This is a genomic window from Streptomyces sp. NPDC058239 (assembly GCF_042882185.1).
Taxonomy (GTDB): Bacteria; Actinomycetota; Actinomycetes; order Streptomycetales; family Streptomycetaceae; genus Streptomyces.
In genome coordinates this window covers 68,626-90,211 of record NZ_JBHVWS010000020.1, presented here as the reverse complement: position 1 = coordinate 90,211, position 21,586 = coordinate 68,626, and the positions used below count along the sequence as shown (strand labels likewise).

At 71.0% G+C, this 21,586-nt stretch carries 18 protein-coding genes; 8 read left to right on the top strand and 10 right to left on the bottom strand.

What is annotated here, in order from left to right; all coding sequences use genetic code 11:
- Positions 1–31: 31 nt before the first annotated feature.
- The 3 genes from ACFVYE_RS22050 to ACFVYE_RS22040 all read left to right on the top strand — a co-directional run bounded on the left by ACFVYE_RS22050 (position 32) and on the right by ACFVYE_RS22040 (position 5,818).
- On the top strand, positions 32–1,405 hold the full coding sequence (locus ACFVYE_RS22050; protein ID WP_389606975.1) for an SWIM zinc finger family protein: 1,374 nt from the start codon (positions 32–34) through the stop codon (positions 1,403–1,405).
- Positions 1,402–4,074, top strand: coding sequence for a DUF6493 family protein (locus ACFVYE_RS22045; protein ID WP_383958632.1), 2,673 nt, complete (start codon positions 1,402–1,404; stop codon positions 4,072–4,074). Before ACFVYE_RS22050 ends, ACFVYE_RS22045 begins: the two co-directional genes overlap by 4 nt.
- 310 nt (positions 4,075–4,384) lie before the next feature.
- A complete protein-coding gene (locus ACFVYE_RS22040) occupies positions 4,385–5,818 on the top strand; it encodes a GNAT family N-acetyltransferase (RefSeq protein ID WP_389606973.1) in 1,434 nt (477 codons plus the stop codon).
- Here the strand turns inward: ACFVYE_RS22040 and ACFVYE_RS22035 are convergent.
- Positions 5,754–7,055, bottom strand: coding sequence for a trans-sulfuration enzyme family protein (locus tag ACFVYE_RS22035; RefSeq protein ID WP_383958636.1), 1,302 nt, complete (start codon positions 7,053–7,055; stop codon positions 5,754–5,756). The genes ACFVYE_RS22040 and ACFVYE_RS22035 overlap by 65 nt on opposite strands.
- A 59-nt stretch (positions 7,056–7,114) precedes the next feature.
- Here ACFVYE_RS22035 and ACFVYE_RS22030 point away from each other — a divergent pair, with 59 nt between their 5' ends.
- Positions 7,115–7,612: an Lrp/AsnC family transcriptional regulator gene (locus tag ACFVYE_RS22030; protein WP_383958638.1), complete on the top strand. Its 498-nt coding sequence runs from the start codon at positions 7,115–7,117 to the stop codon at positions 7,610–7,612.
- Between the two features lie 48 nt (positions 7,613–7,660).
- Entirely contained in the window at positions 7,661–9,346 is a 1,686-nt protein-coding gene (locus ACFVYE_RS22025; protein WP_389606970.1) for a DUF885 domain-containing protein, read from the top strand.
- A 121-nt stretch (positions 9,347–9,467) separates the two neighbouring features.
- On the opposite strand, the gene ACFVYE_RS22020 is transcribed toward ACFVYE_RS22025, so the two are convergent.
- The 6 genes from ACFVYE_RS22020 to ACFVYE_RS21995 all read right to left on the bottom strand — a co-directional run bounded on the left by ACFVYE_RS22020 (position 9,468) and on the right by ACFVYE_RS21995 (position 17,157).
- Positions 9,468–10,526 carry a WD40 repeat domain-containing protein gene (locus ACFVYE_RS22020; protein WP_389606968.1) on the bottom strand — a complete coding sequence of 353 codons (1,059 nt, stop codon included), beginning with the start codon at positions 10,524–10,526 and terminating at the stop codon, positions 9,468–9,470.
- Positions 10,492–10,869, bottom strand: a complete 378-nt coding sequence (locus ACFVYE_RS22015) for a hypothetical protein (protein ID WP_389607028.1) — start codon at positions 10,867–10,869, stop codon at positions 10,492–10,494. Before ACFVYE_RS22015 ends, ACFVYE_RS22020 begins: the two co-directional genes overlap by 35 nt.
- A 19-nt stretch (positions 10,870–10,888) precedes the next feature.
- The gene (locus tag ACFVYE_RS22010; protein ID WP_389606966.1) at positions 10,889–14,155 is read right to left on the bottom strand and encodes an AAA family ATPase; all 3,267 of its coding nucleotides are present in this window, start codon (positions 14,153–14,155) and stop codon (positions 10,889–10,891) included.
- Entirely contained in the window at positions 14,152–15,318 is a 1,167-nt protein-coding gene (locus ACFVYE_RS22005) for an exonuclease SbcCD subunit D (RefSeq protein WP_383958649.1), read from the bottom strand. The genes ACFVYE_RS22010 and ACFVYE_RS22005 overlap by 4 nt, the downstream gene beginning before the upstream one ends.
- Before the next feature lie 181 nt (positions 15,319–15,499).
- A complete protein-coding gene (locus ACFVYE_RS22000; RefSeq protein ID WP_383958651.1) occupies positions 15,500–16,447 on the bottom strand; it encodes an ornithine cyclodeaminase family protein in 948 nt (315 codons plus the stop codon).
- Between the two features lie 83 nt (positions 16,448–16,530).
- On the bottom strand, positions 16,531–17,157 hold the full coding sequence (locus ACFVYE_RS21995; protein WP_383958653.1) for a YigZ family protein: 627 nt from the start codon (positions 17,155–17,157) through the stop codon (positions 16,531–16,533).
- Positions 17,158–17,215: 58 nt separating this feature from the next.
- On the opposite strand from ACFVYE_RS21995, the gene ACFVYE_RS21990 reads away from it, so the two are divergent.
- Both ACFVYE_RS21990 and ACFVYE_RS21985 read left to right on the top strand, forming a co-directional pair.
- The gene (locus ACFVYE_RS21990; RefSeq protein WP_383958655.1) at positions 17,216–17,626 is read left to right on the top strand and encodes a CoA-binding protein; all 411 of its coding nucleotides are present in this window, start codon (positions 17,216–17,218) and stop codon (positions 17,624–17,626) included.
- 73 nt (positions 17,627–17,699) lie between these two features.
- Positions 17,700–18,551 (top strand): aminoglycoside N(3)-acetyltransferase, encoded by an 852-nt coding sequence (locus ACFVYE_RS21985; protein WP_383958657.1) that lies wholly within the window; start codon positions 17,700–17,702, stop codon positions 18,549–18,551.
- A 5-nt stretch (positions 18,552–18,556) separates the two neighbouring features.
- On the opposite strand, the gene ACFVYE_RS21980 is transcribed toward ACFVYE_RS21985, so the two are convergent.
- Both ACFVYE_RS21980 and ACFVYE_RS21975 read right to left on the bottom strand, forming a co-directional pair.
- On the bottom strand, positions 18,557–19,117 hold the full coding sequence (locus tag ACFVYE_RS21980; RefSeq protein ID WP_389606962.1) for a YbaK/EbsC family protein: 561 nt from the start codon (positions 19,115–19,117) through the stop codon (positions 18,557–18,559).
- Positions 19,118–19,161: 44 nt separating this feature from the next.
- The gene (locus ACFVYE_RS21975) at positions 19,162–19,734 is read right to left on the bottom strand and encodes a helix-turn-helix domain-containing protein (RefSeq protein WP_389606960.1); all 573 of its coding nucleotides are present in this window, start codon (positions 19,732–19,734) and stop codon (positions 19,162–19,164) included.
- Between the two features lie 93 nt (positions 19,735–19,827).
- Here ACFVYE_RS21975 and ACFVYE_RS21970 point away from each other — a divergent pair, with 93 nt between their 5' ends.
- The gene (locus ACFVYE_RS21970; RefSeq protein WP_383958662.1) at positions 19,828–20,694 is read left to right on the top strand and encodes an EamA family transporter; all 867 of its coding nucleotides are present in this window, start codon (positions 19,828–19,830) and stop codon (positions 20,692–20,694) included.
- A 22-nt stretch (positions 20,695–20,716) separates the two neighbouring features.
- Here the strand turns inward: ACFVYE_RS21970 and ACFVYE_RS21965 are convergent, their stop codons facing one another.
- Positions 20,717–21,472, bottom strand: coding sequence for an acyltransferase (locus ACFVYE_RS21965; protein WP_383958664.1), 756 nt, complete (start codon positions 21,470–21,472; stop codon positions 20,717–20,719).
- Between the last annotated feature and the right edge of the window lie 114 nt (positions 21,473–21,586).

The window sequence follows — 21,586 nt, the reverse complement described above, 5'->3', positions numbered from 1 at the left end:
GACTGTCAGTGGTGGGTTCTACGGTTCTTGCATGACCCGATCCGTTCAGGCATTGGCCTACTCACGCCCGTCCGCCCTGGAGTCCTCGCAGGCCGGACAGCTCCTCGGCCTGGAGACCGCCGGTGGTCACACGCCGCGGGGCATCGAGCCCCACCCCCGGTTCTTCTCCGGTTTCCTCACCTCGCCGAGGATCGCTGCCCGCGGCCTGCTGGCCGTGGCGGACGTGGCATCCGCACGCTACTACCAGCGCACCCTGCCCTCGTCGCTCGACCCGGTGGTGACGGGCAACGGCGACCGGCTGCGCTTCGAGTCGTTCTCCGGCTGTTGCGGGGTGTATGCGCGCCTCGATGTGCTGCGGGACGGTCTGGACGGTGCGCAGACGGGTCACGGTACGACGAATGTGGATGTGAACAATCCGCTGCGGGAGGCTCTTTCCCGGATAGCGGGCGACGATCCGCTGCACATGCGGGTGGGCCCGGACGAGTTGGCCGTCACCACCATGGACGGTCCGGTCGTGGAGAAGAAGGTGCCCCTGCCCGACCGGTGGTTGCGCGGTTTCGCCGAGGCGCAGGTGGTGTCGGCCGGTTTCGATCTGAGGGCCGAGCTGTCGGCCGCGGAGGCTGTGCGGTTCCTGCGTTCGCTGCCTCGTTCGTCGGGGAATGCCTCGCGGGGCGCGCAGTGGGTGGTTCCCGCCGGGAAGACGTTGCGGCCGACGACACGGCCGGTGGCGGGGGCGGTGTGTCTGCCGGGCCCGGAGCGACTGACGGCACTGCAGCGGGTGTTGCGTCATGCGACATCACTGCGGGTGTACGGACCGGTGGCCGACGGAGCGGCGACCGCGAGCGCCTGGGAGGTGGTGCTGCCGGGCATGCGGCTCACCCTGACGCTGTCGCCCGATGCCTCGCGCGGGTTCTCCGGTGAGGGCGGGGTGCTCGATGCGCTGGCCACCGACGATGCCGCGGCCGACGCCGAGCTGGTCTCCGTGCTCCTGGCCTGGGAGCCGCGGATCGAACCCGCCGACCTCGCGGAGCAGTCGGGACTGACGGTGGAGCGGGTACGTGCCGCGCTCACCCGGCTGGGAACAGCGGGCCGGGTCGGCTACGACCTCGCCGACGCGGCCTACTTCCACCGCGAGCTGCCGTACGACGCCGACCGGGCCGAGCGGCACAATCCGCGGCTGGTGGCGGCCCGGCAGCTGGCCGGATCGGGCGCCGTCGTACTCGACGGGGACGTGGCGGCCGTGTCCTCGGGAGAGCGCCGCTACCAGGTGAGGGAGGGGGACGGGGTGCTGAGCTGTACGTGCCAGTGGTGGGCGGACTACCGCGGGCGGCGGGGCCCGTGCAAGCACGCGCTGGCCGTCCGGATGGTCCGTCGCGGTGCACCTGTCGCCGGAGGCGTGCGATGAAGGAGTTGCTCACCGCGGTACGGGAAGGACGCAAGCAAGACGTGCCGGCGCTGCTGGCCCGACTGGACAATGCCGAACGCAGGTCGGCGCTGGCGGAGTTGAAGGAGCTCCGCAAGGAGGCGCGGAGCTGGCACTGGCGCGAACAGGACAAGATCCGGAAGGCCCTGCTGGTGGCCGGGGCGGGCTGTCACACCGGCGCCGCGGGCTGCGCCACCTGGATCGGCGGCCGGGATCTGCTGGGCTGGGCACGGTCCCCGTACCCGCTGGTTCTCGAAGTCCTGGCGGACCGTGACCCCGCCTGGCTCGGTGACGTCGCGCATCGGCTGGCGGGGCGGGCCGCAACTGCGGAGACCGCATACGAGCTCATCTCCGGGCTGGTGAAGATCGCTCGATGCCCGGTGCCCACCACTGATGGCTTCGTGCAGGGCTGGGCCGAGACTGTATCGACCGCACCGTGGCGGCGGCAGAGGACGCAACCGCTGCGCGACATCCTCCGTGCCGACCCGCATCTGAGCGTCATGGTGCCGCGGCTTTTCGAGATGGCGGAACTGCCGCCACAGGTGACCTGGATCGACGAACCCGACAACCCTTGCCACTGGCCCGAAGCGCTGGCCGTCCTCGCGGACGAGGGCCATCTGGAGCGCTCGGTGCTCGTCAACAGTTGCGTGAGCCGGCTGCTGCGCGGCGGAAGGCCCGGAGATCTCCGGTTCTTCCTGGCCGTGTTGCGCCGGCTCGCGCTGACCGGGCAGGAAGAGGCCGAGCGGGTCGCCGACTGGATCGGAATGGCCGCGGACGGGATCTCCACCGTGGCCGGCCATGCCCAGGATGTGCTCGGCCGTCTGGACGAGCGCGGAGAACTGCCCGTGCGGGCCCTGGCGGATGTGTCGGGTTCGATGCTGTTCCGCACCGAGAAGAAGCTGGTCCGGGCCCAGCTCGTGCTGATCGGCAAGGCACTGCGTCGCGATCCGTCGACGGCCCGCGAACTGCTGCCCGTCGTCACGGAAGCGTTCGGGCACGAGGACATCGCCATCCAGGAGCGGGCGCTCAAACTCGTGGCACGGTACTTGCCCGCCGCCGGTGACCCGGTTCGGGAAGAACTCGCCCTGTCCGCCTCGCTGTTGGGACCGGCTCACCGCACGGCTGCGGCCGAGGTGTTCGGCGGCCTGCTGGACGACCGGTCGGCGGCGGAGCCGTACGAGGAGTTGCTGCCACCCGCTCCGGCCCTGCAACGTCTCGAACCGGCACCGGCGACGCTGCCCGAGCTCGTCGAGGAGGTGGTGGTCCTGGCGAGATCCGCATCGTGGGATGTCACCGCCTTCGAGCGGGCGCTGGACGGGCTGGTCCGCCAAGCCCACACCGATCGGTCGGCGCTGGCCGACGCGCTGCGTGATGCGCTGGCGGGTCAGTGGTGGCTCGACGACGAACCGTTGCCGGAGGTCGAGCGGCGGCTCCGCTCAAAGGCGGGTATCGAGCTCGTCGTGGCCGTACTGCTCGGACGGGTGTCGGTACAGGCCGTGCATGACGGACGCGCCGCCTGGACCGGCACCGGGACCTGCGTCCATGCCGCGCTCAAAGGGGTGATGAAGGCCCGGCTGTGGGAGGCCGCCGACGCCGTGCTGAGCGGCAGCGCGCCGTTCCTGCTGGCCTTTCCGACGTGGCACACCGGCTCCCTCGACCCTGCTGTGCTGGTCGAGCGGCTGCGTACGTATCAGCAGCTCGGAATCCGGCCCCAAGACGCGGATTTCGCCCAGGCCCTGCTGCGCGTGCGGCGCACCGGTCAGCACGAGGCCGCGGCGGCGGCCGCCCTGCTCGGCACCCCGGAGGGTGACCGGCTGGCCGCCTGGCTGCAGGCCGACGAGCCGCTCGCGCCTGTGTTCCGGTTCGATCTGGAGAAGCAGAAGTCCTTGGCCCATGGTTGGGAGATGCGGCAGCCGACGGACTGGACGCGGCGCGTCCTGATGGCCAGCAATGAACGCCCCGTCATCCAGCGGGAGTTCCCTCGCTCCTTCCACTGGCTGGGCCATCCGCATACCCCGCGCCATCGCATCTGCTACCACTGGGGCGACCACCCGGGGTCCTGGCTCGCCACGCTGCCCGAGGACGGAGAGACACTGGCCGCGTGGCTGCTGCCGACCGTCGCGACTTGTGCGACCGATGAACTGAGGGGCGCTGCCCAGCCGCTCACCGCACTCGTCGAACTCGGCGGGCCCGCCTCCGAAGCCACACATCTCGCCGTGGCATACGGGCTGGGAGCCCGGCACCCGGAGGACCGGCTGTCGGCGGTGGACGCCCTGCTGATACTCGCTGCCCAGCACCGGCTGGACGCCGCGTTGCTCGGCAAGGAGCTGGCGATCCTCCTCGACCACAGCCTGGTGAAGCCCACTCGTCTCGCGGATTCCGCCCGTACCGCGGCCGCCACCGGGGCATACCGGACGGTGCTCTCCGTCCTGGCCATCGTTCTGCCGGGGCTGCTGGCGCACAAGAAGGGACCTCGCGGGCTGAGCGACCTGCTCTCCGTGGCCGCCGAGTGCGTGGAGCACTGTGGTGCGACAGGTACCGAACCGATAGCCGGGCTCGCCGAAACTGCGGCGCGCGGCGGATCCTCGCAGCTGGTACGTCAAGCAGCGCGCCTGAAGGCGACCTGGGAACACGGTTCGGTACTGACATGACCGCCCAGGACATCCTGGCGTAACCCGCAGCGACCTGTCCGGGCCGATGGGTTCTGCCCGGGCCGGGCAGAACCCGTCCGGCGCGACGGCCCCTGCCCGGGCCCGACGCCCGGGTGTCCGGGGCCCGGACGGGAACTGCCGTGCAGCCTCCTCCGGCCCCGGACCCGCGGGAGGCTGCTGTACTGCCGCGAACCACAATCGATCAAGACATTAATCCGCCAAAACAGACGATAGGGGACTAGATCCACACTTAACCCATCAGTCACAGAGCGTTCGTGATCAGGCAACACCGCTCAGTCACAGTGAAGGCATGACTGATGTGACATCCGCCAAGACTGCCCGCCGCTCCCACCACTGGCGGCGGGACGTGACCGAACTGGCCGCACTGTTCACCGCGGTCGCGGTGGCCGACGCGATCGCCAACCTGATCGGGCACCAGCCGGACGGACCGTATCTCCTGATCGCCTCGGCCGTGGCCCTGGCCGTGACAGCCGCGTTCCACACCTGGTGGGCACGTCGCCACAGCCACGCCCCGCCACCGACCCGCACCGACCTCGTCCCCGACAGCGGCAGCGTGTCGCACCGCACGGACGCCGCCGCGACCGCGCTCGTGACCACGCCCACCGCCGCAGGCCCGGCCCTTTCCCCCGAGGACACGGTGCTGTGGCGGATGCGTACCACCGTTCGGGACATCCCGGGCAGTCTGGCCGCGCTGTGCGTCGCGCTCGCCCGGCACCGGGTCGACATTCTCACCCTGCAGACGCACCCGCTGGCGGATGGCACGGTCGACGAGTTCCTGCTGCGCGCCCCCGCTCCGCTCCAGGCCCAGCAGCTGAGCCGGGCGATCTCTGCCGCGGGGGGCGGCTCCACCTGGATCGAGCGGGCCGACGCGCACGATCTGGTGGACGCCCCGACGCGCATCCTGGGCCTCGCCACACGCACGGCCCTGGACGCCGCCGAACTCCCCCTCGCCCTGCGTCAGCTGCTCGGCCGCTGCACGATCCATTCACTGCCCGCCGTCTCGCTCACCGGCCGCGCAACCGGTGAGACCGCACCCGTCGAGGGCGTACTGGAGGAGACGGTGATGCGGTTGCGCGACCCCTCCGGAGGTGCCATCACCATCGAACGGCCCTACCTTCCGTTCACCCCGACCGAGTTCGCCCGGGCCCGCGCCCTGGTAGAGCTCGACGCCCGGCTCGGCCCCCGTGTGCCGCGCAGCGAGCAGGTACTCACCCTTCCCGAGGGCAACGAGATCACCGTGCGCCGCGCGGACCGCAGCGACCTCGAAGAGGCCCGTGCCATGCACAACCGCTGCTCCGAGCAGACGCTGCGGCTGCGGTACCACGGCCCGGTCCGTGACGCCGACCGCTACCTGGACCACCTGCTGAGCCCTCGCTTCGGCCGTACCCTGGCCGTGCAGACGGCCTCGGGCCGGCTGGTCGCCCTCGGCCACCTCCTCTGGGACGGCGACGAGACCGAGGTCGCCCTCCTCGTCGAGGACGAATGGCAGCGCCGCGGCATCGGCTCCGAGCTCCTCGGCCGACTGGTGACGCTCGCCATCGAAGCAGGCTGCGAGAGTGTCTACGCCGTCACCCAGGCGTCCAACACCGGCATGGTCGCGGCCATGCGTGCGCTGTCCCTGCCGCTGGACTATCAGATCGAGGAGGGCACGTTGGTCATCACCGCACGGCTGGACGCGACTCCGGTTCGTTCGCTGCCGCCGTACGAACAGGCCGGCCGCTGACCTCCTGACGGAGGACTTCCGGGCGGAGGGCCTCATGCCGGGGGGCTTCCGGGCGGAGGACTTCCTGACGACCGACCTCCTGTGAGCTCAGTGCCTGGCACAGGTCGGCCCACAGATCCTCGACATCCTCCAGACCGACCGACATCCGCAGCAGCCGGTCCCCGACCCCGGACGCCTGCCGGTCTCCCTCATCCACAATGCGGTGGCTGATGGAGGCCGGATGCTGGATCAGGGTGTCCACACTGCCGAGACTGACCGCGGGTGTGATGAGCCGTACGGCCGAAATCACCCGGTGCGGATCCCCGTACACCTCGAACGAGACCATCGCCCCGCCAAGTTTCGGGTAGTGGACCCGGGCGATACGCGGATCGGCCGTCAGCCTGCGGGACAGTTCGGCGGCGCTCGCGGAGGCCGCACGCACCCGGACCGGGAGCGTGGCGAGGCCGCGGAGCAGCAGATATCCGGCCATCGGGTGCAGCACCCCGCCGGTCGCGAAGCGCACCTGCCGCAAGCGGGCCGCGAACTCCTCGTCGCAGGCGACGACCCCACCCATCACATCGCCGTGCCCACCGAGGTACTTGGTGGCGCTGTGCAGCACGATCCGTGCGCCGTGTTCGACGGGTCGCTGGAGCACGGGCGTGGCGAAGGTGTTGTCGACGAGCAGCGGCACGGAACCGCAGGAGTGCGCGATCGCGTGGATGTCGACCTCGGCGAGCGTCGGATTGGCGGGCGTCTCCACCATCACCAGCCCGGTGTCCGGACGGATGGCCTCCGCGATGCCCGCGGGGTCGGTCCAGGTCACTTCGGTGCCCAGCAGACCGGCGCCGAGAAGGTGATCGCTGCAGCCGTAGAGCGGTCGGACGGCGACCACATGGCGCAGTCCCATGCTCGCCCGGACCAGCAGGACGGCGGTGAGCGCCGCCATTCCGCTGGCGAACGACACGGCACTCTCCGTTCCTTCGAGCCGGGCGAGGGCGGTCTCGAAGCGGGCCGTCGTCGGGTTGTCCAGCCGTGCGTAGACGGGTGGTCCTTCGAGCCTGGCTCCGGTGGCGGCGAAGGTGTCGATCCGCTCGGCCTCGCCCCTGGAGTCGTACGAGGGGTAGGTGGTGGACAGATCGATCGGCGGGGCATGCAGGCCCAGGGCCGCGAGATCGTCGCGGCCTGCGTGCACGGCTTCGGTGGCCAGCGCCCTGGAGCGGGTTGTCGTCGAGGGCGCCATCGAGGATTCGGTGTCCATGACATAACTCTGAACAAATGCCGGGCCTTCATGCGAAAGACCCGTGCTACGTTCGGCAGATGCCCGATTCAGTCGTTCTGGACCCGGTGGACCTGCATATTCTGCGACTGCTGCAGAACGATGCCCGGACCACCTACCGCGAACTGGCCGCCGAGGTCGGGGTCGCACCGTCGACCTGTCTGGACCGGGTGACCAGGCTGCGCCGCTCCGGCGTCATTCTCGGCCATCAGCTGCGTCTCGACCCGGCGAAGCTGGGCCGCGGCCTGGAGGCGCTGCTCTCCGTACAGGTCCGCCCGCACCGCAGAGAGCTCATCGGCCCGTTCGTCGAGCGCATCAGGACGCTGCCCGAGTCCCGCGCGCTCTTCCATCTGACCGGCCCCGACGACTACCTGGTCCATGTCGCGGTCACCGACACCGCGGATCTGCAGCGCCTCGTGCTGGACGAATTCACCTCACGCCGCGAAGTTGCCAGGGTCGAGACCCGGCTGATATTCCAGCAGTGGGAGTGCGGACCTCTGCTGCCACCGTCCGCAGAATCGGCCGGGACAAGCCACTGAGGCCGAATGATGATGACGCCGAGGCCCCCGCCGTACGAGGATGTCCGCATGTCAGACATTCTCAGCAGTGCGCTGCCCCGTCAGGTCGCCGACGCCTACGTCGACGCATTCATCGAACTCGACCCGATCGCCGGCACCTATCTGGGTGTTGCGGAAAGCTCGCGCCGCCTTCCCGACTTCTCCCCCGCGGGGCAGGAAGCTCGTGCCGAGCTCGCCCGCACCACCCTGGCGAAGCTCGATGCCGCTGAACAGCTGCTCGGCGCGGACAGCGATGCCGAGCGCCGATGCGGCCGCCTGCTGCGCGAGCGCCTCACGGCGGAACTCGCCGTCCATGAGGCCGATGAGGGGCTGCGCACGGTCTCCAACCTCGCCTCCCCGGCGCACAGCATCCGTGAGGTGTTCACGGTGACGCCGACCGAGACCGACGAGGACTGGGCGGCGGTCGTGGACAGGCTGCGAGCGGTTCCCGCCGCGCTGGAGGGCTACCGCGAGTCGCTCGCGCTCGGCCTGGAGCGCAAGCTGTTCGGCGGCCCGCGCGCCACGGCCACCTTCATCGACCAGCTCGACGAGTGGTCCGGCGACGGCGGAACGGGATTCTTCCAGGACTTCGCTGCCGCCGGCCCGGCGTCTTTGCGTACCGGTCTGGACGACGGCGCCCGCCGTGCCACTGAGTCGGTCGCGGCGCTGCGCGACTGGATGCGCGATGTGTACGCCCCTGCGGTCGAGGGCGCGCCGGACACTGTGGGCCGTGAGCGGTACGCGCGCTGGTCGCGCTACTTCAACGGCACCGACCTGGATCTCGACGAGGCGTACGCGTACGGCTGGTCCGAGTACCACCGCTTGCTCTCCGAAATGAAGACCGAGGCCGAAAAGGTCCTGCCCGGTGCAGGTCCCTGGGAGGCGCTGGCCCATCTCGATGTGCACGGAAAGCACATCGAGGGGGTCGATGAGGTCCAGGCCTGGCTGCAGAGTCTGATGGACGAGGCGATCGAGGCCCTCGACGGGACGCACTTCGAACTCGCCGAACGGGTACGGAAGGTGGAGTCCCGCATCGCCCCGCCCGGCGGCGCCGCGGCCCCGTACTACACGGGCCCGTCCGAGGACTTCTCGCGCCCCGGCCGCACCTGGCTGCCCACCATGGGCGAGACCCGCTTCCCGGTGTACGACCTGGTCTCCACCTGGTATCACGAGGGTGTGCCGGGCCACCACCTGCAGATCGCCCAGTGGACGCATGTCGCCGACAGCCTCTCCCGCTACCAGGCGTCGATCGGCGGTGTCAGCGCCAATGCCGAGGGCTGGGCGCTGTACGCGGAGCGGCTCATGGACGAGCTCGGCTTCCTGCCGGACGCCGAGCGCCGCCTCGGCTATCTGGACGCGCAGATGATGCGGGCCTGCCGGGTGATCGTGGACATCGGCATGCACGCGGAGATGGAGATCCCCGCGGACTCCCCGTTCCACCCCGGCGAGCGGTGGACCCCTGAGCTGGCCCAGGAGTTCTTCGGCAACCACAGCGGCCGTCCGGCCGACTTCGTGGAGAGCGAACTCACGCGCTATCTCTCGATGCCGGGGCAGGCCATCGGCTACAAGCTGGGCGAACGCGCCTGGCTGCTCGGCCGGGAGAACGCCCGCAAGGCACACGGTGACGCGTTCGACGCCAAGGCCTGGCACATGGCCGCCCTGTCGCAGGGGCCGCTCGGACTCGACGATCTCGTGGACGAGCTGTCCAAGCTCTGACCCGCTTCGCGCCCCCTCCTCTCCTGCTTTCGGCACTCCTGGTGGAGCGTCCCGGGCGGGAGCGGCCGGGAGGGGGCATGCGTCCGGCCCTCAGGAAACGTCGGACACACGGTCGATGCTGTCAGTTCGCAGGGTCCCAGACACGTACGATGCCGTCCCGGCCCGCCGTCAGAACGACGTGCCGGCCATCCACCGGTGTTATCGCCACGGTCCAGATCTCGCCGCCGTGTCCGGCCAGTGGTGACCCGACCTGCCGGCCACCGGCAAGATCCCAGATCCGCGCCGTCCCGTCGTCGCTGCCGGTCACAGCGACTGTCCGACCGCCTACCACAGCGGCGTCCAAGGCAGAAATACGATCCCCATGACCGGTGGGCACATTCCCGACCGACCCGCCGTCAACCGGATCCCAGATCCGTATCTCACCGACATCGGTCGTCGCCAGCACGACTGGACGGCCACCGATCTCGGACAGCGCCACAGCGTGGACCATCGCACCGGCAGACCACTCATGGATCAGGCCCGCAGACTCAAGGTCCGACACCACAACTGTGCTGCCGCCGCCCGACACAACGACCGTCCGCCCATCGAGCCGCCCCGTCACGAGACCACACATGTCGTCCGCGTGTCCGGGAAGCTCCAGAGGCTCCTGCTCCTCCGAGAACTCGTCGTCCGAAGGCCCCCACGGCTCCACCTCGGAATCCGACGGATCCCATACCCACACCTTGGGCGCGCCCCCACCCGCCACGGCAACCGTGCGCCCATCCACCCGAGTCATGGCAACCGCATGAGAACGGGTGTGAAACTCCGACGGGGCACTGAGCAGATCACCGCTTATCAAATCCCACAGGCCCGGACCCTGGTGCTGGCCGCCCGCAGCGAACAGCACCCGCCCATCGACGACGTCTGCGGCCACATGCTCGAAGTCCGGGTACACAGGTATCCCGTACGCCCCGTTGTCGAACTTCGCCAGAGGCCGCTTCATCCACTCGTCGCCCAGCAGGTCCCACGCCGAGACATCGCTGTACCAGTCGGCGCACACCACCAGTGGACGCCCCTTCACATCGGCCACGGCGAAGTCCCGTATTGGCGAGCCGGACGGAATCATGCTGCTTTTGATCAACCGATTCTCAGTCATGCGGAACAGGCTAACCGGGCGGTGTGACAGGCCGGGTAGCGCCAACAGCCGGTGTACGGCCGGTACTTGGCTGTTCTGTTGTCAGCCGGGTCCAGAGCTTCCCGGCCACACCATCAGGTGGCTTCGACTCGTTCAGCTCGTGCGCGGTTGGCGGCGAGGCGGTGGACATCCCGCCTCGCCAAGGCGTCAAGCGGCAGCAGCGAGTACCGATGCAGCCGGCGGCCAGGACCGTCGGGCAGAACTCGCGCAGCTGCGAGCAAAGCCTGTTCTGTTCCTGGCCCCGGTCCCAGACCACGTCCTGCTGGGCTCGTGCAAGGACGGCAATGGCCTGGGCCGGTTCCGGGTCAGCGGGCCATGGCCGGTGCGCGTCCATGCCGCCCCGCAAGATGTTGGCCAGAGCTGCCGCGTCAATCGCGTCGGACGTCCGGCGCGCGACCCGGGTTTTTCGACCAGCCGACGACCTCGCCCGTGGTGCGGTGCCGTACCGCCGATCCGTGCCTCTCCTTCACCACTTCGAGCTGTGCGGGGATACGGCGGCGCAGATCGGCGACATGGCTGACGATGCCGACGCTGCGGTCCCGCTCGCGCAGCGAGTCCAGTACGTCGAGCACTTCGTCGAGGGTCTGGTCGTCCAGGCTGCCGAAGCCCTCGTCGATGAAGAGGGTGTCCAGCCGTACGCCGCCCGCCTCGTCGGTGACGACATCGGCGAGGCCGAGCGCGAGGGCGAGAGAGGCGAAGAACGTCTCGCCGCCCGAGAGTGTCGCCGTATCGCGCTCGCGGCCGGTCCACGCGTCGACGACATGCAGGCCGAGGCCCGACCTACGGCCTCCGGTGCGGGCATCGGAGTGGACCAGCGTGTAGCGGCCGGACGACATGCGCTGCAGCCGTGCGGTGGCGGCCGCAGCGACCTGTTCGAGCCGTGCTGCGAGCACGTACGACTCCAGCCGCATCTTGCGTTCGTTGTCCGCGGAAGTACCGGCGGTGAGCCCGGCCAGCCGTGCCACCCGGTCGTACTCCTCACGCAGCGGACCGAGCCTGCGCACCTCGTCCGCGGCGCTGCGCGACAGCCGGTCGAGCTCGGCGCAGCGCTCGCGTGTGGCGGCCAGTGCCGCGGAGGCGTCCCGCAGCTGTCGCTCGGCCATGTCGTGTACGGCCCGCGCGACATCGACCCCGGCTCGCGGGCCGTCGGCTGCTGCTCGGGTCTCGGTCTCGGCGAGGCGGTCGGCGACGGCGGCCGCCTCGGACTGCCAGGCGTCGATGAGACGCTGGAGTTCGCGTTGTTCGGCATCGGCGAGGAGGGTCGCGGCCGCGGCCTGCGGGGTGTCGAACCCGGCCCGGAACGCGGCGTCCGCGAGCCGGCCGTCGGCCTCCTTGCGGCGCTGCGCGGCCGCCTCCTCCTCCCGCACCGCCTCGGCGGCCGCGGCGAGCAGGCCGACCCGGCGCTCCAGCAGGTCGGCGTGCTCGGCGACGCTGCCGGACTCTCCGCGGGCGGACGCCAACTCGGCCTCCAGCGCGTCCTGTTCACGGTCCAGACCTTCCCGCAGGGAAGTGCGGGCCGCGGCCCGGCGCTCGGCCAGCTGCCGGCTCTCAAGGCGCTCGGCCTGTTCCCGCTCGGCGGCTGCGAGGGCCTCGCGCGCCGCGTGCATACCGGCGGCGGTCCGGTGTGCCTCGGCATGCATGCGCGTCAACCGGTCGACGAGGGCGCCGAGTTCGGCGACGGTGGGGTCGGCGACGGGGTCGGTGGCGGCACCGGGAAGGGGTTGCTCGGAACCGGCTGCATCAGTGGCAACGACCTCGGCCCCGGCCACCGGCTGCCGCGCAGCCGACTCAGTGGCAACAAGCCCCACTGCCGTCCCGGAGGCAGCCGACTCGGCAGCAACGACCCCGGCCATCCGCCCGGACACAGCCGGCTCAGCGCCGTCCCTCGGCTGCGGCACGGCCGACTGTGCGGCGACACGGGCCGCCGTGTATTTCTCGCGCACGACCCCGAGCTCCCGGTCCGCCTCCGTGCGCGCCTCCTCGGCCCGCCGGTACCCGTCGAGAGCCCTCTCCTCGGTGGCCCGGTCGACATGCCCGTCGGCCGCGCGGGCGGGTTTGGGGTGGTCGGCCGAGCCGCATACCTTGCAGTCCTCGCCGTCCACCAGCTCCGCGGCCAGCTCCGCGGCGATGTCGCGCAGTCGTCGTTCGCGAAGCCCCAGCCACGACTCGTGGGCGCCCGAGGCCTGCTCACGGGCCGCGGCCAGCCGCTCGGCGGCGGCCGACGCCTGAATGGCCAGAGCGTCGCGGCGGCGGGCCGCTTCCAGCCGTGCGCGGGCCGGCTCCAGCCGGCCGGCGAGCTGTTCGGCCCGAGTGGCTGCTTCCTGAGCCTCCTCGATGCGTGCCCGCAGGTCGTGGCGCGTCGATTCCCAGCCGGCCAGCCAGCCTCTCGCCTCGTGGATCAGCTCGTCGTCGGCCCGGGCCTGGCGCTCCAGTCCGGCCCGCTCGGCGTCGATCTCCGCGCTGCGCCGCTCGGCGCGCTTCGCGGCGTCGAGCCCGCCGAGCTCCTGCCGCAGCCTTCGCTCCAGTTCCGCCAGTTGCTCGGCACCGGCGTCGGCCAGGGTGCCGGGCAGCAGTGCACGGGCGCGGTCACGGGCCTCACGGGCCGTGCGATACGCGCGCTCGGCATCGTCGCGCAGCTCCAGTGCGGGGGCGACGAGGTCCGCCTTGCGGGCCCGCGCGAGCCGTTCGTGGTGTCCGTCGTGGTCGGGACGGCCGGCTTCGATCGCGGCGGCACGGCGCTGCGTGTCCTCGTAACGCTGCTGGAGCCTGGCGAGTTCGCGCTCACTGTCGAGGGCCAGGCGGGCGGCCGACTGCCGGCCTTCGGCCATGGCCAGTACGGACTCGGCGATGTCGAGCCGCTCCCGGGCGCTGCTGCGGGCCGTCGCGGCCCACTCCAGCACACCACCGGCAAGCCCCGGCTCGCCGGGCTGGATGTCGGGCAGCGGCAACTCATGGGAGGCCGGTCCGGCGGCCTGCGCGATCCGCTGGGCGACCGCGAGGATGCGTTCGTCCCCGGCCCTGACCTGCGCTTCGGCGGTACGGCGCAGCTCGGCCAGGCGCTCCTCGACTGCGGCGAACCGGCGGGTGTCGAAGAGCCGGCCGAGCAGTTTGCCGCGCGCCTCGGCGTCGGCGCGCAGGAAGCGTGCGAAGTCGCCCTGCGGCAGGAGCACCACCTGGCAGAACTGGTCCCGGCTCATCCCGATGAGCTGGGTGATCTCCTCGCCGATCTCCTGGTTCGAGCGGCTCAGCGGCTGCCAGCCGTCGTCGGGGTCGTACTCCCGCAGCCGGCTCTGGGCCTTCTCCGTCGTGAAGCCGTTGCCCTTCTTCTTGGGGCGGGGCTGTGCGGGGCGCCGGGTGACCTCGAGGCGCCGGCCGCCGACGGTCAGTTCCAGCGTGACCTCGGTGGGAAGGTCTGCCGGGGCGTGGTCACTGCGCAGCGAAGTGCCGGGGCTCTGGCGGGCGCCGGGCACCGCGCCGTAGAGGCCGTAGCAGACGGCGTCGAGGACCGAGGTCTTCCCGGCGCCGGTCGGCCCGTGCAACAGAAAGAGCCCGGCCGAGGAGAGTGCGTCGAAGTCGATGTCCTGGGTGGCGCCGAACGGCCCGAAGGCGGTGAGGCTGAGCCTGTGGAGTCTCAACGGTTCACCTCGCGCACGCTGTCGTCCACCCGCACGTGGTCGAAGGCGCCGCGCAGCACCGTTCGCTCCCGCTCGTCCGCTGCGGACCCGCCCCGCACATGTGCCACGAAGTCCTCCGCGATCTGCTGGTCGTCGCGCCCCTTGAGGCGCTGTGCGTACGAGGCGAGCGGGTCGTCGGGGGCCCGGTCGGGTTCGAATACGAGACTGAGTGTGTGCGGGAACCGCTCGACGAGGCGGGCCATCGGCTCGACCGGGCGCACCGGGTCGGTGAGCGTGGCCTCCACCCAGGATTCCCGGTACTGCTCCAGCGCGGGATCGTCGATGAGGGTGTCGAGGCGGCCGCGGAGTCTGGCGAGCGGACGGGGTACCGGGCAGTCGATGCGCTCAGCGGCGATGGTTCCCGAGGCGTCGAGGTCGATCAGCCACATCGTCTTGCGGTGGGCGACCTCGGAGAAGGAGTACGCGAGCGGCGAGCCCGAGTAGCGGACCCGATCGGTGACGGTCTGACAGCCGTGCAGATGCCCGAGCGCCACGTAGTCGATGCCGTCGAAGACTCCGGCGGGTACGGCAGCCACTCCGCCGACGGTGATGTCGCGCTCGCTGTCGCTGGGCTCGCCGCCCGCGACGAAGGCGTGGGCGAGCACCACGGACCTGGTGGTGTCCGGGCGGCTCGCGAGGTCTGCGCGTACCCGGTCCATGGCTGCGGTCAGCACCGCCTCGTGCCCGGCGCGCTCCGCTTTGAAGACATCCTTCACCAGGGCGGGTTCCAGGTAGGGCAGTCCGTAGAACGCCACGTCGCCGTGTGCGTCGCGCAGGATGACGGGGGTGGCGCAGTGGGCGGGGTCGGTACGCAGATGGATTCCGGCCCGCCCGATCAGGCCTGCGCCCACGCCCAGCCTGCGTGCGGAGTCGTGGTTCCCGGAGATCATCACGGTGGGCACACCGGCGGCGGCGAGCCGGTGCAGTGCATCGTCGAAGAGCTCGACCGCGGACAGCGGCGGGACGGCCCTGTCGTACACATCACCCGCGACGAGGACCGCGTCCACCTCGTGCTCGCGCACCGTCGCCACCAGGTGGTCCAGGTAGGCGGCCTGGGCTTCGAGCAGAGAGACCCGGTGGAACGACCGCCCCAGGTGCCAGTCCGACGTGTGCAGAATTCTCAAGAACCGGCTCCGACCTGCATTGTTCTCTTCCTCCGCCCCTGGGGCCCGTGTCTGCCACGCACCGTGATCACACCGGGCCGGCACGGTCCTTCGTTGTCTGCACCGACCACGTCGGCACCGGTGAGCCCCTGTTTCCTCTCCGACCACAGTCTCCCATCACCGCCGGGCGCCGCCGGGGCCTTCAGCCGAGAAGATCGATCCGGGTTCCGATCGAGAGCCGTTCCGCCTGCTGGTACACGTCCCAGGCGACGGCCAGGTCCTGCCAGGGGAGCCCGACGGGTGCGTATACGGAACGGGTCGTGCCGCAGGTGCGGCCGGGATGCGCGCCGCCGAGCAGTTCGCCGAGGGTGGCGTCGGCGGCGGAGGCCGGCAGCCCCGCTGCGGCAAGGGCGCCCATCGCCGCGGCCTGCTCACGGTCGTCGACGACGAGGAGGGCGGCGGCGAGCAGGTCGGCGGAGAGTTCCTGCTTGCCGGGTTCATCGGCGCCGAGCGTGGTGAAGTGCTGTCCGGGGTGGCTGTCGGCGAGGCTCAGCACGGGTGTGCGTGACCAGGTGGAGAGCAGGACGACATCCGTGGCCGCAGCGATTTCGGTCGCGGAGCCGAGGACCCGGCCGTGATGCCGGGCGGCGAATTCCGCTGCGCGTTCCGGATCGGTGTCGTGCACCACGAGATCCCGGAAGCTCCGCAGGCTCCGCAGTCCGCGGACCATGATCTCGGCCTGTGCGCCGGCGCCGACGACGCCCAGCACCGCTTCGCCCGCGGGGTCGGGAGCGGCGGTGACATGAGTGCCGAGGGCAGCGGCCAGTCCGGTCCGCCATGCCGTGACGGTGGCGGAGTCGAGAAGGGCGAGGAGTTCGCCGTCCCGGCCGCTGTGCAGACAGATCACACCGCGCAGCGCCGGCCGGGCGCCCGGGAACTTGGCATTGACCTTGACGGTGTACGCATCAATGCCCGGCAGCAGCCCGGGTATCAGGGCCGTCGCCGTGCCCGGGAAGGGGAGATCCGTGCGCACGCGCTGCCCGGTGACCGCCGAGGAATCGGCTTGGCAGAAGCCGTCCCGCAGGGCCTTCAGTGAGGCTTCCGGATCGAGGACGGCCAAGAGATCACTGCTCGTCAGGAGTCGCGTCATGCGCCCATCCTCCCGTGGGGCGGATCAGGCCCCGGCAGCACCCGGGGGTCCCCGGGGACAGCTGTGGGGACGTGAGGACCCGGTCAGGCGTCCCCGTACGCCTCGCCGCCCAGTTCCAGCCCGGCCTCGCCCGCTGTCGCGTCCGCCAGCCAGCCGCGGAATCCCTCGACATCGGCGTCCGGCAGCCCGATCTCGATGACGACCGCCTCCGCGTAGCGGACCTCGCGGACACTCCGCCCGGTGGCTCGCAGGTCGTTCTCCAGCTTGCCCGCGCGCTCATGGCCGACGGTGATCGTGGCAAGGCGGAACCGCTGCCGGACGATGGTGCCGAGTTCGTCGAGGGCCTCCCCGACCACTCCCCCGTACGCCCGGATCAGTCCGCCCGCGCCGAGCTTCACACCGCCGTAGTAGCGGGTGACGACGGCGACGACGTACCGCATCTCACGGCGTGTCAGCATCTGCAGCATGGGTACGCCCGCGGTGCCGCCGGGCTCGCCGTCGTCGCTCGCCTTCTGCACGGAGGCGTCGGCGCCGATCACATAGGCGAAGCAGTTGTGGGTGGCGGTCGGGTGTTCCCTGCGGATGCGTGCGACGAAGTCCTGCGCCTCCTGCTCGGTGGCGGCGGGGGCGAGCGCGCAGATGAAGCGCGACCTGTTGATCTCGCTCTCGTGCACGCCCGCTCGGGCGACTGTCCGGTACTGCTCCTGCATCCGGCCACCCTATGCCCCGGCCGGGAATGGTCCGGGGCCACTGTCCGTTGTGCCGATCATGTACGCAGACGCAGAGACGATCCGCAGGATTCTCCGGGACACGGGCGAGACCTGGGCGGTGGTGGGCCTGTCCAACAACCGGTCGCGCGCGGCCTACGGCGTCGCCGAGGTGCTTCAGCGCTTCGGCAAGCGGGTGGTCCCGGTGCACCCGAAGGCGGAGCGGGTCCATGGCGAGGACGGCTACGCCTCGCTGGCCGACATTCCGTTCCCGGTCGATGTGGTGGACGTCTTCGTCAACAGCGAGCTTGCGGGCGGCGTGGCCGACGATGCGGTGGCGGCGGGCGCGAGGGCGGTCTGGTTCCAGCTCGGCGTGGTCGACACCGAGGCGTACGACCGCACGCGGGCAGCCGGGGTCGACATGGTCATGGACCGCTGCCCGGCCATCGAGATTCCCGCGCTGAGCCGGTAGCCGCAGCACCCCTGTCTCTCGTCCGAATGTGCGTGGTGTCACACTCGGCGCCCGGCTGGGAGAATGACCCGCTGTGAGTACTACCACTGCGCCGACCGTCCGCCACAGCCGAACCACGCTTGCGGGGCAACTGTCCGAGCTGGGCGTGGAACGGAGCGGCGTCCTCCTGGTGCATGCGTCGATGCGTGCGGTGGGGTCGGTGAGCGGCGGGGTCCGGGCAGTGGTCGCTGCGTTACGGGACGCCCTCGGCGGGCACGGCACCCTTGTCGTCCCGGCCTTCACCCCGGAGAACTCCGACACCTCCTCGCACTACCTCGACCGGGTGCGCGGCCTCACCGACCGGGCCCGGGACGCCGTACGGGCGACCATGCCGCCCTTCGACCCGGCGACATCGGCCGCACCGTCGATGGGCCGCCTCGCGGAGGCGGTGCGGCTCACCGAGGGGGCGGCGCGCAGCCTCCACCCCCAGACATCCTTCGCCGCGCTCGGCCCCTCGGCCCGGAAACTGGTGGCGCACCACCGCCCCGACTGCCATCTCGGCGAGGACTCCCCGTTGGCCCGGCTCTACGCTCTGCGGGCCCAGGTGCTCCTGCTGGGCACCGGGTTCGACACCTGCACCGCGTTCCATCTCGGCGAGTACCGGGTGCCCGCCCCGCCCCGGCGCACCTATCGCTGCGTGGTGACGTCCGGGGGCCGGCGCCAGTGGTGGGAGTACGAGGACGTCGCGCTGGACGACAGCGACTTCGCGGCCCTGGGAGCGGACTTCGCCCGCTCGGACAACGGCGCGGCTGTCCGCACCGGCCCGGTGGGGTCATCAACGAGTCGGCTCTTCCGCTTCACCGACGCCGTCGACTTCGCGTCCAGCTGGCTGCCGTCACATCGGGGCGGAGTGCCCGTTCAGACCCTCTGCCGAGCGCACGGCTGAGAACCTCAGACCCTGACGCCCAGACCCTCGACGACCACCGCGCCCGGCAGCGCCGCCAGCGCCTTGCCCGGGACGATCAGCTTGCCCCGCCGGCTGCCGCTGCCGATCAGTACCCATTCCTCGTCGACGACGGCGGGATCGATCAGCAGCGGCCAAGCGGCCGGGAGTCCGATCGGCGTGATTCCGCCGTACTCCATGCCGGTCTCACCGACTGCCGTGTCCATCGGGGCGAAGGACGCCTTGCGTGCGCCCAGGTGTTTGCGGACCGCGCCGTTCACGTCGACACGGGAGTGGGAGAGGACGAGGCAGGCCGCCAGTGTCACTTCGCCGCCGCGCTTGCCCGCCACCACGACGCAGTTGGCCGACCGGTCGAGCAGCTCCGCGCCGTGGTGCTCGACGAAGACCGCCGTGTCGGCGATGGCCGGATCCGTGTCGACGTGAATGATCTGCGCGGCGGGGACACCGCCCCAGCCTTCGCTCACGGCTGCGGCGACGGGCTCGGTGAGCAGGTCGAGGCGGTCGACCGCCGGGCAGGCATTCTCGAAGGATCCGATGGGTGCGCGCATATGCGCAACGCTAACAGCGTCTCGAAGGCGGCCGGTTGACCGTCTCACCGTACGGGCGGGATGGAGACGGCCATGGTGACCTCGGTCGGCTCGGAGCCGTCGTTGCGGTAGGAGTGCGGGTGATGCGCCTCGAACGAAGCGGACCCACCGGCGGGTACGGAGTACGAGGTTCCGTCGACGATCAGCGTGAGCTCGCCCGCGGTGACGTGGAGCAGTTCGACGGTGCCCTCGGGGTGCGGGTCGGAGGCGCTGCTGTCGCCCGGCATCAGGCGCCATGACCAGAGTTCGAGCGGCCCCCTGGCCTCCGTGCCGACGAGCAGCGTGGTGGAACTGCCCGCCTCCGTGGACCACATGCGCACCGCCTGGCTCTCGGGCACCAGCCGGACCGGTGAGCCCTGCTCGTAGTCGAGCAGTGTCGTGATGCTGACACCCAGCGCGTCGGCGAGCTTGACCGTGGTGCCGACGCTCGGGTTGGTGCGGGCCTGCTCGATCTGGATGATCATGCCGCGGCTGACCCCGGCACGGGCGGCGAGTGCGTCCAGAGTGAAGCCGCGTTCCCCCCGCCAGCGCTTGAGATTGCGCGCGAGCGACTGGGTGAGCTGATCGAGGTCAGACACATTCCGTCCAATATTTTGGATGACAGGGTCGAAAATACTGCACTACGGTGTGGTGTACCCAACCGTTCATCGCACTGTACTGCGAGGCACGCAATGACAGCACTGTTCGCCCTGGCCACCAGCCTGCTCTGGGGGCTGGCCGACTTCGGCGGCGGGCTGCTCACGCGACGTACGCCCGCGCTCACCGTGGTCGTCGTCTCGCAGACCGCCGCGGCCGTCGTTCTCGGCGTCATCGTGATCGCGACCGGCGGCTGGAGCGAGGCGGGCCCGCAGCTCTGGTTCGCCGTCGCGGCCGGCGCCGTCGGGCCGGTTGCGATGCTGAGCTTCTACAAGGCCCTGGCGCTCGGCCCGATGGGGGTCGTCTCCCCGCTCGGATCGCTGGGTGTCGCCGTGCCGGTGAGCATCGGGCTCATCGTCGGGGAGCGGCCGGGGCTTCTCCAGTTCGCGGGGGTCGGCGTCGCCGTGGCGGGCATCGTGCTGGCCGGTGGTCCACAGTTGCGCGGGGCGCCGGTGCAGCGCCGGGCGGTGCTGCTGACCCTGGTGGCAGCGTTCGGCTTCGGGTCGGTGATGTCCCTGATCGCGGAGGCGTCCACGACGGTGACCGGGCTGTTCCTGGCGCTCTTCGTCCAGCGCCTCACCAACATCGCGGTGGGCGGCGGCGCCCTGTACGTATCGGTGCGCCGCGGGGCACGCGCGCTGCCGGAGGAGGGCGGGGCCGCCGTGGTGCTGGCCGCGCTGCCCGCCCTGGTGTTCGTCGGGCTCGCGGATGTCGCGGCCAACGGCACGTACTCGATGGCCGCACAGCACGGCCCGGTCACCGTGGCCGCCGTACTCGCCTCGCTCTATCCGGTGGTCACGGCCCTGGCCGCGCGCGGAGTGCTCAAGGAACGGCTGCGCGGGGTGCAGGCGGCCGGGGCCGGTCTCGCCCTGGTGGGCACGGTGCTGCTGGCGACCGGCTGAGCATCCGGCGCCCCACCGCCCATCAGTCGCCGGACGGGCCCGATGTCTCGCCCGGTTCCGCCAGGGCCAGCAGCTGTTCGGGCGTGACACCCGACGGGATCGGCACCGGAGCAGGGGTGCGCAGCGGCGGCTGCCAGCCCTTCTCCGGATCCCAACTGCGAACGACACGGGCCGGAGCACCGGCCACCACCGCATGGTCGGGCACCTCACCCCGCACCACCGCACCCGCGGCGACCACCACGTTGCGCCCGAGTGTGGCCCCGGGCAGGATCACCGCTCCGGTGCCGATCCAGCAGCCCGGCCCGATGGCGACCGGCTCCATTCGGGGCCACTGCCTGCCGACCGGCTCGTGCGGATCGTCGTAACTGTGGTTCGTGGACGTGATGTAGACGTACGGCCCGCAGTACGTGTCCGAGCCGATGGTCACCTTGGTGTCGGCGACGACATGGCTGCCGCGGCCGAGCACCACTCCGTCCCCCAGGGTCAGGATCGGCTCGGATCCGAGGTCCAGGTCGGGCATGAGCCCGGCCGTCAGTGTGACCTGTTCACCGATCACACAGTGGGCACCGAGCTCGATCCATGGCTCCCCGAAGACCGTGCCCTGCGGGAAGGCCAGCCGGGTACCTGCACCGATCCGGCCGAACCGCAGCCGGCCGGGGTGTTCCGCGGTGACCGCACCCGACTCCTGCACCCAGCGCCAGCCGCGGTGGACGGCCCGGGACAGGGCGCGCCGCCGCCAGGCGGCGAGGGAAGAGAACATGTTCCTGTTCTTGGGCACTCGCACACGGTAGTCGGCGGCGCCCGGCGTGATCACCGCGGCAGCCTGTGATGTTCACCCCACTCGGCGGCGCTCCACCGCCCGTCGCATACCGTTCCTCCGACGCGATCGAAC